This window comes from Amycolatopsis jejuensis (assembly GCF_000717335.1).
Taxonomy (GTDB): domain Bacteria; phylum Actinomycetota; class Actinomycetes; order Mycobacteriales; family Pseudonocardiaceae; genus Amycolatopsis; species Amycolatopsis jejuensis.
Genome location: NZ_JNYZ01000004.1, coordinates 141,309 through 154,607, shown reverse-complemented (window position 1 = coordinate 154,607; position 13,299 = coordinate 141,309). Strand labels below are relative to the sequence as shown.

The following is a 13,299-nucleotide window of genomic DNA, read 5'->3' as shown; positions in this document are numbered from 1 at the left end:
GGCGTGGCGGGCCTTAGGGTGGCCGGGTGATTAAGCCCCCGAAACGCGCCGCGACGGCCGCGCAGATGATCCGGCAGTTCATCGCCGACGAGCTGCAGGCGGGCGACCAGCTTCCTTCGGAAGCCGAGTTCGCCCGCCGCCTCGGGGTCAGCCGCGTCACGGTGCGCGAGGCGCTCGGCCACCTGTGGGTGGAAGGGCTGGTGACCCGGCGCTGGGGAGTGGGCACCTTCGTGCGCGACACCCCGCCGCCGCGGGGGGCCGCGGTCACGAACATCTTCGTCGACATCGCCGATGTCGGTTCGCTGCCGCACAAAATCGAATCCGCCGGACACACCCCTGCGCTGTCGCACGCTCAGGCGGACCGGATCCCCTGCCCGGACGAGGTGGCGGCCGAGCTGGGGCTCGGCCCGGCCGATCCGGTCTGGCGGGTCGAGCGGTGCCTGACCATCGACGGCGCGCCGGCCATCGTGCTGCGGGACCACATTCCGGCCAGCCTCAACGGCGTCGACTTCCCCGCCGACCGGCTCACCGACCTCAACGTGGACCTGCCGGGCCTCATCCAGCGCATCGGGCTCCGCGTGGTCCGGGACGAGGCCCGGCTCGACGCGGTCGCGGCCGACGAGGACATCGCCCGGCTGCTCGGTCTTCCCGACGGCGCCCCGGTTCTGCACGCGCACCAGACCAGCCACGCGAACACCGGGGAGGTCGTCGTCTCCACCTACTCGTACTACCGTTCCGACGTCTTCACGTTCATGTTGGTGCGCACCGTCGGCAGCTGAGCAGCGGCGGGCAACACCCGCCGCTGCACTCAGGACGCTTGCTGTTGCGGCACTGCCGGATTGGTCCCGGCATCGGCGGAGCCGGCGAATCCGCGGGTGCGGACAAACCCCACGCACAGCACCGTGATGATGCACAGCGCGGCGATGTACGCGGCGATTCCCCATGGCCGGCCTCCGTTCGCGGACAGCAGCAGCGTCGCGATCGCCGGCATGAGCCCGCCGCCGAGGACGGTGGCGGCCTGGAACCCGAGGGAGATCCCGGTGTAGCGGACGCGAGCCGGGAACAGCTCGGTGAACAGCGTTGCCTGGATTCCGTAGGCAAGGCCGTTGAACAGATTCACCAGGATCAGCGCGAAGAAGAGCGCGGCGACCGACCGCACCTCCAGCACCGCGAAGAACGCGAACGCCAGCGGAACGCGGCAGAGCGCGACGATCACGAAGGAACGCCGCCGCCCGATCCGGTCCGAGAGCAGTCCGCCGAGCGGCGCCGCGATCAGGTTGACGATGTTGCCCACGAGCAGGGCGTCGATCACCATCGATCGCGAAAAGCCGAGCGGGGAAACGGCGTAGGAGGTCACGAAGACCATCAGGAAGCCGAATGCCGCGACCGAGGTGTAGATCCCGATGGACAGCAGCACCGTCGCGGGGTGGTGCCGCAGCGTTTCCCACAGGGGCGAGCGCGGACGCGTCCCGCTGGCCTTGACCCGTTCGAACTCCGGCGATTCGGAGATCCGGAGCCGGGCCCACAGACCGATCCCGATCAGGCCGACGCTGATCAGGAATGGGATTCGCCAGCCCCATGCCAGCAGTTGCTCGTTCGTCAGCACGGCGAGCAGCACGGTGATCGTCAACGAGGAGAGCACCAGGCCGAACCCGCTGCCGGTCTGCACGAGGCTGCCGTACAACCCGCGGCGCTTCTCCGGCGCGTGTTCGGTGACCAGGGTGACCGCGGCGCCCCACTCCCCGCCGATGCCGAAACCCTGTACGAACCGGAGCACGGTCAGCAGGATCGGCGCGGCGATCCCGATGCTGCTGTAAGTCGGGATGACGCCCATCAGGACTGTCGCGCCGCCCATCACCATCAGGGTCCAGATCATCACCGGCTTGCGGCCGAAGCGGTCGCCGAGGTAGCCGAAGAGCGCGCCGCCGAGCGGGCGCGAGACGAATCCGACGGCGAACGTGCCGAAGGCAAGCAGCGTGCCGGCGACGGGGTTGGCCGCGGGGAAGAACAGGTGCGCGAACACGAGTGCCGTCATCGTCCCGAAGGTGTTGAACTCGTAGAACTCGATCGTGTTCCCGATGACGCTGGCCACGACGAGCTTGCCGTGGCCACGGGCAATGAGGCGGTCCATCCGGACTCCTTCGACAATGGACGTCTAGACGTCTGTCAGTGGCTGGTTCATACTGAGACGGCGGTCACCGATAGTCAAGCCCTGCGATGGCGGGCGGGCGCCGCAGGCGAGGACGCGAGGACAAGGAGGAACCGTGACGGAGCTGACCGGTGGACAGCGGTCCCGAGGCGGCCCGGCGTGGGCAGGGCGGATCGGCCGCACCGTGGCCGAGTCGGCGCCGCACTGGCCGGAACCGGCCACCGGCCCGGCCGCGCCCAACGTGGTCGTCGTGGTGCTGGACGACACGGGATGGTCGGATTTCGGCTGCTTCGGCTCCGAGATCGAAACGCCGGCCATCGACCGTCTCGCCGCAGGCGGGCTGCGGTACCCGAACTTCCACGTCACTCCGTTGTGCGCGCCAACGCGGGCAAGCCTCCTGACCGGCCGCAACCACCACGCGGCCGGGATGCGGTTCCTGCCCAGCGCCGACACCGGGTTCCCGAACTCGCGGGGCCGCATCCACCCCGGCATCGAACTGCTGCCTTCCCGGCTGCGCCAGGCAGGCTACGGCACCTATCTGGCCGGGAAGTGGCATCTCACCCCGCTGCCGGAGATCACCCCGGCCGGGCCGTTCGAGAACTGGCCCTTGGCCAGGGGTTTCGACCGCTTCTACGGCTTCCTGGACGGCTGCACCGACCAGTACGTCCCCGAGCTGTACGAGGACAACCATCCGGTGGACCCACCGGGCGGTCCCGGCTACCACCTGTCCGCGGATCTCGCCGACCGGGCCATCGGCTTCGTCCGCGACCACCTCGCATTCCGGCCGGGCAGCCCGTTCTTCCTGCAACTCGCCCTCGGTGCGACACATGCTCCGTTCCAGGTGCCCCGTCCCCATCTCGAACGCTATCTCGGCACCTTTGCCAAAGGATGGGACCGCACCCGGGAAGATCGCCTGCGCCGGCAGCGGGAATCCGGCCTCGTGCCCGCGGACACCCAGTTGACGGAGCGCAACCCGGGCGTACCGGCGTGGGACACGCTGAGCGCCGGCCAGCAGCAGCTGGCGGTGCACCTCCAAGCGGCCTTCGCCGGATTTCTCGAACACGCCGACGCCCAAGTGGGACGGCTGCTCGACGCGCTGCAGCTGTCCGGCGTCCTGGACGACACCATCGTGATGGTGTTGTCCGACAACGGCGCGAGCCCGGAAGGCGGCACCACCGGAACCGCCGACCTCAACTCGGCCTACGGGCGCATCGAGCAGACGCTCGACCAGGAACTCGCCCGCCTCGACCGGATCGGCGGCCCCGACGGCCCGGCGCACTACCCGCAGGGATGGGCGACCGCGGGAAATACCCCGTTCCGCAGGTACAAGCAGTTCGTCGACCTCGGCGGCATCCGGTCTCCGCTGGTGGTGCACTGGCCGGCCGGGATCACGCGCGGCGGGGAGACCCGCACGCAGTTCGTCCACGCGATCGACATCGCCCCGACCCTGCTCGAGCTCGCCGGTGCAGAGCCGGGCGGACCGGTCGACGGACGCAGCATCGCGGGCACCTTCGCCGAACCCGATGCGCCCCCGGTGCGCGACACGCAGTACTTCGAAATGCTAGGCCACCGCGCCATCTGGCATCGCGGCTGGAAAGCCGTCACCATCCACACCCCCGGCACGCCGTTCGACTCGGACACGTGGCGGCTCTACAACACCACCGCAGACTTCTCCGAATGCCACGACCTCGCCCAGCGCCATCCCGGACAGCTGGCCGAGCTGCGGCAGCTGTGGGAACGGGAAGCAGAAGCCAACGACGTTTTCCCGCTGGACGACCGTCCGCTCGCCACGTTGCTCGGGCTGCGCAGGCCCCAGGGCCTGCTGGCGGCGCGCCGGCTGGTACTCCGTCCTGGGCAAAGCCACGTTCCGCTTGCCAGCCGCATCACCGGGACCGACCGCTCCATGCGGGTCACCGCACGGATTCAGGCAGGCACCTGGCCGGCGGAGGGGGTGATTCTCGCCAGCGGCGGGTCCTACGGAGGCTACGTGCTCTATCTGCACCGGCGCGAGCTCGTGTTCGAACACCTGCTCCTCGACGTACGCGTCACATGCCGTTCCGGAACGATCGCCGCCCCCGCACCGGATCTGCTCGGGTTCACTCTCAGCCGCAGGCCGGACCGCTCGGCCGAACTGGAGCTGTTCGTCGGCTCGGAGACGGCCGGCAAAGCGGTGCTCCCCATCGCTGCGGGCCGTCTGTCCTGCTACGGGCTGGACGTCGGCCGCGACAAGGGAACCCAGGTGTCGACGTCGTATGAAGGCGAATTCCCGCTACCCGGCGACGTTCTCGAGACGGTCACCATCGAGTACCTGGAAGATTCCCGAGCCGAGGAGATCGCCGGAGACCTGGAACGAGAGCAGTAGAACACCCGTTTGCAAAGAGAGCGGCGAAAACCTCGTTGACGGCATCTCTCGCTTTCTTCTTTGGCAGCGGGAACCTCGGGTCCTTCCTGGCCAGGGCTTCTGCATATTGAGGCTTGTTCAAGGTTGGACAAAAGCAATATCGTGGGTGGGGTTCCGGCGGACAATCTCGACGAAGCCGAGCCGGTCGGTGGCGGCCAGTGCCGTGGTAGTGATCGCTGCGGTGCAGGTAAAGGTCGCTATCGACACGGCATGCTCGTTACCGGCCGGTCGCTGATGTGCCGCACAAGAACCTGCTCGGCATGCCCTGGCGCGTCGTCTTCGCGCTCCAGGCCGACGGCTGGATCTTGCGGTCGGCGGTCGTTTGGCACAAACCGCACGCCACGCCGACGCTGATCCGGGATCGGCTCGCGACCCGCCGCGAGATGGTTTTCCTGTTCGTCACGCAACCGGACTACTACTTCACCTTCGACCCGATCCGGCAGCCCTGCACCGGCGACCGCACCCGGTACCGCCGAGTTCACTGCGGCGGGACCAAGCTGAACCCCGTCTGTGGAACCGGACGGGACCCGGTCCGATCACCCCGCGCCCTCCCCGGTCGAGATTTCCGCGCCGTTGCATTGCGGCCGGATGCCCACCGGGCGGGCATGTCCTGGACCCGTTCAGCGGCAGCGGCACTACGGGTGTGGCTGCGCGCGAACTGGGCCGTCGTTTCACTGGTATCGACACCAACCCGGCCTATCACGACATCGCGCGGCGACGGCTCGCCGGACCGACCGCCGCGCCGGACGATATCTGACCGACTGCACCGGTGGTACTCGACCCGGTAATTGTGATAGCCCCTGCAGGGCAGCGAGTTCCTGCGCTGAGGCGCGACTGATTTCGCCGATGTGGGTGACCGTGCAGACGCGGCCGAGCGCCGCGGTGCGGAAACATGTGGCGGCCCACTCATTCGTGGCCTCCCTTTTTCGATGATTGACGCCACCATTCCAGGCCCGCGAGGCCCCGACACGCTGCCGTCCGGAGAGCGTGAGTGGTGCGGCACTGACCAGGCAAGGGAGGCGCAATCTCATGGAAGTCGCGGCAGCACCCGAACCCGGCGGCGATAAGGTCCAGACTGCGTACCCGCGGATCCGGGAACCGTTCTGTGGTCTCAAGAACGTGTGGAGATCGCCGCAGCCGCGCGGTTCCCTCGTCAACGATCGGCAAGTGTGAGTCGTGGCAAGCGAATATCAGAACCGCCGAAGGTGTTGAGGCGCAACGGTTAGCCAGCGAACAGGCACGAGTATTTTTGGAGGTGACGGAATGGCAGGCCCGGAACTGGTCCGTGCGTGGGCTGGACAACGCAGCGTAGGCCGAGTCGGGAGCCACTACGGGAAAGACGCGTACGCGGCGTCGCCGACATTGCTGCGCTTCGCGTGGCTGGGGCGGGTGTCCACTCGGGACATGCAGCCCCGCGCACTTCTACGACGTCGAATCCGGCCGCATGGACCTCGACGAGCGCGGCACCGGACGCTCGCACGAACAGTTCGAGATTCCGATTTCGCGTGACGGCCCGCCTTCGCGTCACGCAGGATCGCGGCGTGCAGATCGATGCGTGAGGTGGCCGCGCGCCATGTGCTGCTCGGATCCAGCTCAGAGGCAGGTCAGTTCGCCCCTTGGGAGACGTCCGTCCCATCCTCGGCGAACGCCTTGAAGTCCTGCATGTGCTGCCGCGACTGTTTGCGAAAGGTGCCGGGCATCAGGCGTCCCATCAGCCGCATCGGCAACCCGTCGAACCGGAACTCGCTCTCGCTCTCCCACCGCGTCCTGTTCGGACCGGCGTCGATGATCCGATCGCGCTGGGCCTGCCACATCCCCCCGCCGACGATCTCACGATCGTAGTGCACGACGACCGACCTGGGGATCGCATGCAGATCCGCGGGGTCGAGACGCGTGACGGTCTCGGTCGCCTCCATCCTCTGCTTGCCCATCTGGAACACGACTCGCGAGGTGGTGCCGATCTGCCCGTGCACCCCGTTGACCGGCTCGTGCAGTATCAAGCCGCGCAGCCACCTCGGCATCTGTGCCGGATCGGAGATCAGGTCGACCACCTCCTGGCGAGGCAGAGCGATCTCGATCGAGACGGTGTACTTCAGCACTCGTTGCCTCCCGGGGCGTAGAACGCGGTGGTGGCCGCCACCGCGGCCGCCACGTGACCCGGATCGCCACCGGCGGCCAGATGAGCTTCGCCCCAGGCCGCGGCACTGCGCCGCACGAAGACCCGCCCCTCGGGCAAGGTTCGGAACTCGTCATGGTCGAGGGCCTTCCCGTCGGCGAGGAACCCGGCCAGGGTCAGCAGATGCAGGTCCCAACCGACACCGCCGGCACCGGGGCCGTAGGTCGGGAACATGGGCTCCCCGACGGCCGCTGCATGGACCAGCTCGAACTCGGTGCCCCCGGCTGGGCCCGGGGACAAGCGCACCTCGACCTCGCTCGTCCCCGGCCACTCATCGGCCTCCGGCCCGAAAAGCCAGGACACCCGCAGCCGCTGCGGCGGGTCGCAGGCAAGGATCTCGCCGTGCTCACCGCCATCCAGCTCGAACGATCCACCGATCCTCAGGTCCCCGGTCACCGGCTTCAACCAGCGGCCCAGTCTCTCGGGGTCGGTGATGGCGTTCCACACGTCGTCGACCGGCGCATCGTATCGACGCCGCAACTCGATCGTGTAAGCGTCGCCGGCAGACAGGGTCGCTGAGCCCATCGTCCGGCGCGCCGCGGCCAGTTCGTCCAGTACGTCTTTCATGTCATCGTCCTTTCGCCGGCGGATCGGCCTGGCCATCGCCTCGGGTACGGGATGCACGCCTGCCGCGGGCCAGCTCGGTTCCCAGGGCATCGAGCCGCTGATCCCAGAACCCGCGAAACCGGTCCAGCCACACGTCGACCTCGCTCAGCGGGGAGGGGTCGACGGCGTAGAACCGGCGAGCCCCCTCAGCTCGAACCGACGCGAACCCGTTCTCCCGAAGAACGCGCAGATGCTGGGAGACAGCCGGCTGAGACAGCGCGAACTCGGCCCGGATCACCTCCGTGATCGCGCCAGAGGTCTGCTCGCCATCGGCCAGCAGCTCCAGGATGCGCCGGCGCACCGGGTCACCAAGGATGTCGAACGCGTGCACAACCGAATCATACCCGGTGTCGCTTATATAAGCCAAGACTGGCACTCTGGCCGGTCAACGCCAACCCTCGCGCCTTCGCCTCAGCCGCCATCGCCGCCGCGGCGGCCTGCTCCGGCGACAGCTGCGCCGCCTTCTGATCACGCTTGCGCGGACTCACAAGCTCCGATGCCATCACTCACAGTGCCCATCCCGCCAGACCTCAACCCGGCGTATCAGGCCGAAACACCAATCTTGGAACAGTCCCGCTCGGCGTCCACTTTGGACATCACTTCTGGGCAAGCCTTGCGGCGTCGGCCTTGTGGACCGTGGGCCTGCGCTGACTACGCTGCTCCGGGCCAGCTGCCGATAGCGAGAGCCTCCTGTATGTAGGGGATTCACTTGGCTGCATCGACCACGAGATGTGGGATGGATCGATGTGGTCAGGGCTGCCCGTCTGCCGGGTTGAGCACAGGATCAGCAGGCGAATCGAGCGACCGCCACCCGCGTTCCATGAGCGCATGATCAGCCACGGAGAGACTTACGAAACCGACCCCTCATGAGCTCAGCTGTGCGGCCTTGCCGTGCAGATAGCGTTGCAGGGGCAGGCTGCTCGTCCGGTCGGCGGCGGCCTGGTACGAGGCCACTGCCGCCGCGTGGTCGCCGGCCATTTCGAGCAGATGCGCCCGGACGGCGTGAAACCGGTGATGGTCGGCGATCCGTGCGTCGGCCGGGAATTTGTCCAGCAGCGCCAACGCTTCCTGCGCGCCCTGCGCCATCGCCACGGCGACGATGTGGTTCAGCGAGGTCATCGGGTTGTCCGTGATCTGCAGCAGAACCTCGTACAGGGCAACGATTTGCGGCCAGTCGGTCTCCTCGTAGCCGGCGGCCTCGTCGTGGACGGCGGCGATCGCGGCCTGCAACTGATACGGCCCGGCCTCGCCCTTGGGAAGCACCTCGCTCACCAACGCGACGCCCTCCGCGATCAGCGACTGGTCCCACCGGGTGCGGTCCTGGTCGGCCAGCAGGATCAGACCGCCGTCGGGCGCGGTGCGGGCCGGCCGGCGCGCGTCGGTGAGCAGCATCAACGCGAGCAGGCCGGTGACTTCACTGTTGTCCGGCAACAACTTGTACACCAACCGGGTCAGCCGGATGGCCTCACCGGCGACGTCGGTGCGCTGCAGCTGCGGACCGGACGTGCTCGCGTACCCCTCGTTGAAGATCAGGTACAGCACGTGCAGTACCGCCCCGAGCCGCTCGGACCGCTCGGCACCCTGCGGAATGGCGAACGGGACACCGCTGTCCTTGACGCTCTCCTTGGCCCGGCTGATCCGCCGCGCCATCGTCGCCTCCGGCACGAGAAACGCCCGCGCGATCTCCGCGGTCGTCAACCCGCCGACCACGCGCAGAGTCAACGCGATCTGCGAAGCCGGTGACAGCGAAGGATGACCGCACATGAAGAGCAGGATCAGCGTGTCGTCGGAGTCCGATGCCGGACGATCGGCGGCAGGCGCCAGCCACTGCTCCGGCAGCGTCCGCTGAGCGACCGTGTCCTCACGCCGCCGCCTGGCCTGCTCGTTGCGCAGCAGATCGGTCAGGCGGCGCGAGGCGACGGCGATCAGCCAGCCGAGCGGGTTCTGCGGCATCCCGGACGGCCACTGCGTGGCGGCGGCGAGCAGGGCTTCCTGGACCGCGTCCTCGGCAGTGTCGAAGTGTCCGTACCGCCGGACGACCGCGCCGAGGACCTGCGGCGCCAGCCGGCGCAACAGGCTCTCGGCCTCGGTGTCCGCCATCAGACTTCTGGCTCGGGCGCGTACTCGTCGATCGGCCGGATGTCGACGTACCAGTCGTGGTCCAGCCGGGCGTGCTCCGGGTGCGGGGTGTTGACCAGCCGCGCGGCGATCTCGGTGGCCCGATCGAAGCTCTCGCACTCCACGATCGTGTAACCGGCGAGCACTTCCTGGGTCTCCGGGTACGGCCCGTCGGTCACCACCGGAACGCCGTCCTTGCTACTCACGCGACGGGCGTGCACGGGTGCGCTCAGTCCGCGGGCGTCGACGAACTCACCTGACGCGACCAGGTCGTTGTTCCACTTGGCCATGAACTCGTGCATGGCCGCGACCTCTTCGGCACTCCAGGCCGGCCGGTCGGCGGCCTTGCCGGTCAGCATGTCGTAGTCCCGCTGCGAGCCCATCAGCATGATCATGTACTTCACGGTCGTTGTCCTCTCTGGTTGCCGTACGACTGAGACGTCGAAGCCGCCGGGACATCCCGGACATCGCTCCGGGAGATTTTCCGGCCCGTTCTTCCAGCGCCTCGTCCGCAGTCGTCAATGATCTTGAGCGCGTCCGCCTCGCCCCGCCCGGGTCACACCGATGAGCCGCTCGGTGACCAGGTGGTTCCGTTCGGCCATCGAGCCGGCGGTGGTTGCCGGACCCGAGCGGACCGATCTCGCCCGCGCCGATCCGCCGGTCGATCAGCAGATAGATGAGGTCGTCGACGAAGAACACCAACCGGCTCAAGTGCACCGTGACATTGATCGGCTCGACGGGTCCCCGCAGCCCGGCCGCGACGCGGTGATCTTGCTCTTCGACCGCAGTAAGACGAGCGAACAGGACAAAAAAGAAGAGGAGAGTGTCATGTCTGACAACTCTCCCGTTCCCATCCTTGTGGTGCCCTCGGCAGGATTCGAACCTGCGACACCTGCCTCCGGAGGGCAGTGCTCTATCCCCTGAGCTACGAGGGCTCGCCGCTTGCGCGACTGTGCAGAGCTTAGCGCATGGCCGTTCCCGGTTGAGCACAGGAGGGGGCCTTGCGCGGTAGCGTCGATCTTGCCGGGAAACCCAGGCGGGGGTGACCGAAAGGGGAACTGTCGTGAGTGCCGAGCCGTTCCGGGTCCGGATTGCCGACGACGACATCTCCGACCTGCGGGATCGGCTGCGCCGCACTCGGTGGCCCGAGGCCGAGACCGTCGGGGACTGGTCGCAGGGGCTTCCTCTTTCCTACGCCCAGGATCTCTGCCGCAGCTGGGCCGGGGACTACGACTTCGGGTTCGCCGACCGGGTCAACGTCTTTCCGCAGTTCCGGGACACCGTCGACGGGCTCGGGATTCACTTCCTGCACGTCCGCTCGCCGGAGCCGGACGCGTTTCCCCTGGTCATCACGCATGGCTGGCCTGGCTCGGTGCTCGAGTTCCTTGCCGTCGTCGGGCCGCTCACCGACCCGCGGGCGCACGGGGGCGACCCCTCGGACGCGTTCCACGTGGTCGCGCCTTCGTTGCCAGGGTTCGGCTGGAGTGACAAGCCGGCGGCGGCCGGGTGGGACGTCAAGCGCATTGCGCGGGCCTGGGATCAGCTCATGGGCTCCCTCGGTTACGACCGTTACGGTGCCCAGGGCGGTGACTGGGGGTCGGCCGTTTCGGGGGCGCTCGGTGAGGTCGCGCCGGGGCGGGTGGCGGGGGTGCACGTCAACATGGCGATCGCGCCGCGGGGGGATTTCGCTGATCCGACGCCCGAGGAAACCGAGGGGGAAGCGGCGATCCAGGAGTTCCGCCGCACCGGGAGCGGATACTCGAGCCAGCAGGGCACGCGCCCGCAGACCCTCGGTTACGCCCTCACCGACTCACCCGCCGGGCAGGCCGCCTGGATCGCCGAGAAGTTCTGGGCCTGGACCGACAACAACGGCCGCCCCGAGGACGCCGTCTCGCGGCAGCAGCTCCTCGACGCCATTTCGGTCTACTGGTTCACCGCGTCGGCCACGTCCTCGGCGCGGCTGTACTGGGAGAGCTTCGGCAGTTTCGGCGACCTGATCACCGCGCCGTCCGGGATTTCGGTGTTCCCGCGGGACATCGGACGGCCGTCGCGCCGTCAGGCCGAGCTGCGGTTCACCGATCTGCGCTGGTTCGAGCGGCTGCCCCGCGGCGGGCATTTCGCGGCGATGGAACAGCCTGCCTTGCTCGTCGAGCAGATCCGCGGGTTCTTCCGCCTGGTGCGGTAAAGCCGCTTCTCACTTCCCGGGACGCTACTGGGGAAGGCCGTCCCTGCCCGTTAAGGTGAACTTAGGCTACCCTGTATTGCACATATGCGCATGTCACTATATATTGCGGGAGACGGCGAAAGGGGAGGCGAGCGATGGGACACGGGCACAGCCACGGACACACCGCGGCGCCGGCGAGCGCGTCCGGTCGTTACGTGCGTGCGCTGCTGGTCGCCCTCGTGGTGGGCGCCGGGTTCATGGTGCTGGAGTTCGTGGTGGGGTTCGCCACCGGCTCACTGGCACTGGTGTCCGACGCGGCGCACATGTTCACCGACGTCCTCGGCGTCGGCATGGCGCTCGCCGCCATCGTTCTCGCGCGCCGCAGCGGGCCGACGTTCAGCCGCACGTTCGGCATGTACCGCGCGGAAGTCCTTGCCGCACTGGGCAATGCGGTGCTGCTCTTCGGGGTCGCCGGGTACGTGGCGGTGGAGGCGATCGGCCGGATCACCGACCCGCCCGAGGTACCCGGCCTGCCGGTGCTGCTCGCCGCCGCGGCCGGGCTCGCCGCGAACATCGTGTCGTTCGTCGTCCTGCGTTCGGGCGCCAAGGAAAGCATCAACGTCCGCGGTGCGTACCTCGAGGTGCTGGCCGACCTGATCGGCTCGGTCGGCGTACTGCTCAGCGGCGCCATCACGCTCACCACCGGCTGGCGTTATGCCGACCCGATCATCGGTGTCGCCATCGGCCTCTTCGTGCTGCCGCGCACCTGGACGCTGGCGCGCCGCGCGCTGCGGATCCTGTTCCAGCACGCCCCGGCAGGCGTCGACGTCGCCGAGATCAGCACCGAGCTCGCGGCGCTCCCGGGCGTCGCGAACGTGCACGACCTGCACGTCTGGACTCTCACCTCCGGCATGGAGGTCGCCTCCGCGCACCTGACCATGACCGCGGAAGCCGAACAGTCCACTGTGCTCACCGACGCGCAGGACCTGCTGTCGGTGCGCTACGCGATCAAGCACGCCACGCTCCAGGTCGAAGGACCGCAATGCGCCCGCCGGTGCGAGGAGCTGTCCTGGTAGACCGGGGACATGCGCAAGGACTTCGACCCCGGGCAGCTGGCCCCGAACGCGTTCTACCGGCTCCTCACCGCGACCGTCGTGCCCCGGCCGATTGCGTGGGTGTCCAGCACTTCCCGGTCCGGAGTGGACAATCTGGCGCCGCATTCGTTCTTCACCGTCGCGTCCGCGTCGCCCGCGATCCTGCAGTTCACGTCGGTGGGGCGCAAGGACACCTTGCGCAACGTGGTGGCGACGCGGCAGTTCGTGGTGAACCTCGCGGCCGAGCCGTTGTTCGAGCGGGTCAACGACACCGGCACCGATTTCCCGCCCGAGCTCAGCGAATTCGACGAGGCCGGGCTCACCCGCGAACCCAGCCTCAAGGTCCGCCCGCCGCGCGTCGCGGAATCGCCGGTGGCGTTCGAATGCGAACTGCACAGCACGGTCGGCTTCGGCTCGTCGACGGTGGTGTTCGGCCGGGTCGTGCACCTCGCGATCGCTGAGGACGTCCTCGACGGCGACCACCCGCTGATCGACCGGCTCCGCCCGCTGGCCCGCCTCGGCCGCGACGAATGGTCCACGCTCGGCGAAGTGAAGGAACTGGGCCGCCCGCGCTACGAACCCTCGTGAGGG

Annotated in this window: 12 protein-coding genes and 1 tRNA gene; 6 read left to right on the top strand and 7 right to left on the bottom strand. The window is 68.4% G+C overall.

What is annotated here, in order from left to right; all coding sequences use genetic code 11:
- The first annotated feature begins 26 nt into the window (after nucleotides 1-26).
- Entirely contained in the window at nucleotides 27-779 is a 753-nt protein-coding gene (locus tag OO71_RS05460) for a GntR family transcriptional regulator (protein WP_156096183.1), read from the top strand.
- A gap of 29 nt (nucleotides 780-808) precedes the next feature.
- Here OO71_RS05460 and OO71_RS05455 read toward each other — a convergent pair whose 3' ends face one another.
- The gene (locus tag OO71_RS05455) at nucleotides 809-2,131 is read right to left on the bottom strand and encodes an MFS transporter (protein WP_033288519.1); all 1,323 of its coding nucleotides are present in this window, start codon (nucleotides 2,129-2,131) and stop codon (nucleotides 809-811) included.
- 133 nt (nucleotides 2,132-2,264) lie between these two features.
- On the opposite strand from OO71_RS05455, the gene OO71_RS05450 reads away from it, so the two are divergent.
- Nucleotides 2,265-4,511, top strand: a complete 2,247-nt coding sequence (locus OO71_RS05450) for an arylsulfatase (RefSeq protein ID WP_051791030.1) — start codon at nucleotides 2,265-2,267, stop codon at nucleotides 4,509-4,511.
- A 361-nt stretch (nucleotides 4,512-4,872) separates the two neighbouring features.
- Nucleotides 4,873-5,307 (top strand): DNA methyltransferase, encoded by a 435-nt coding sequence (locus OO71_RS53090; RefSeq protein WP_425388652.1) that lies wholly within the window; start codon nucleotides 4,873-4,875, stop codon nucleotides 5,305-5,307.
- Nucleotides 5,308-6,154: 847 nt separating this feature from the next.
- Here the strand turns inward: OO71_RS53090 and OO71_RS05440 are convergent.
- The 6 genes from OO71_RS05440 to OO71_RS05415 all read right to left on the bottom strand — a co-directional run bounded on the left by OO71_RS05440 (nucleotide 6,155) and on the right by OO71_RS05415 (nucleotide 10,385).
- On the bottom strand, nucleotides 6,155-6,649 hold the full coding sequence (locus OO71_RS05440; RefSeq protein WP_245633572.1) for an SRPBCC family protein: 495 nt from the start codon (nucleotides 6,647-6,649) through the stop codon (nucleotides 6,155-6,157).
- Nucleotides 6,643-7,329, bottom strand: coding sequence for an SRPBCC family protein (locus tag OO71_RS05435; protein WP_245633571.1), 687 nt, complete (start codon nucleotides 7,327-7,329; stop codon nucleotides 6,643-6,645). The genes OO71_RS05440 and OO71_RS05435 overlap by 7 nt, the downstream gene beginning before the upstream one ends.
- On the bottom strand, nucleotides 7,295-7,663 hold the full coding sequence (locus OO71_RS05430; protein ID WP_033288517.1) for an ArsR/SmtB family transcription factor: 369 nt from the start codon (nucleotides 7,661-7,663) through the stop codon (nucleotides 7,295-7,297). Before OO71_RS05430 ends, OO71_RS05435 begins: the two co-directional genes overlap by 35 nt.
- Before the next feature lie 533 nt (nucleotides 7,664-8,196).
- Nucleotides 8,197-9,432 (bottom strand): RNA polymerase sigma factor, encoded by a 1,236-nt coding sequence (locus OO71_RS05425; RefSeq protein ID WP_033288516.1) that lies wholly within the window; start codon nucleotides 9,430-9,432, stop codon nucleotides 8,197-8,199.
- The gene (locus OO71_RS05420; RefSeq protein ID WP_245633585.1) at nucleotides 9,432-9,845 is read right to left on the bottom strand and encodes a YciI family protein; all 414 of its coding nucleotides are present in this window, start codon (nucleotides 9,843-9,845) and stop codon (nucleotides 9,432-9,434) included. Before OO71_RS05420 ends, OO71_RS05425 begins: the two co-directional genes overlap by 1 nt.
- A gap of 464 nt (nucleotides 9,846-10,309) precedes the next feature.
- A tRNA-Arg gene (locus OO71_RS05415) sits at nucleotides 10,310-10,385 on the bottom strand.
- A gap of 128 nt (nucleotides 10,386-10,513) precedes the next feature.
- Between OO71_RS05415 and OO71_RS05410 the strand changes: the two genes are divergently transcribed.
- The 3 genes from OO71_RS05410 to OO71_RS05400 all read left to right on the top strand — a co-directional run bounded on the left by OO71_RS05410 (nucleotide 10,514) and on the right by OO71_RS05400 (nucleotide 13,296).
- A complete protein-coding gene (locus OO71_RS05410; RefSeq protein ID WP_033288514.1) occupies nucleotides 10,514-11,635 on the top strand; it encodes an epoxide hydrolase family protein in 1,122 nt (373 codons plus the stop codon).
- Nucleotides 11,636-11,769: 134 nt separating this feature from the next.
- On the top strand, nucleotides 11,770-12,690 hold the full coding sequence (locus tag OO71_RS05405; RefSeq protein ID WP_033288513.1) for a cation diffusion facilitator family transporter: 921 nt from the start codon (nucleotides 11,770-11,772) through the stop codon (nucleotides 12,688-12,690).
- 9 nt (nucleotides 12,691-12,699) lie between these two features.
- On the top strand, nucleotides 12,700-13,296 hold the full coding sequence (locus OO71_RS05400) for a flavin reductase family protein (RefSeq protein ID WP_033288512.1): 597 nt from the start codon (nucleotides 12,700-12,702) through the stop codon (nucleotides 13,294-13,296).
- Nucleotides 13,297-13,299 lie beyond the last annotated feature (3 nt).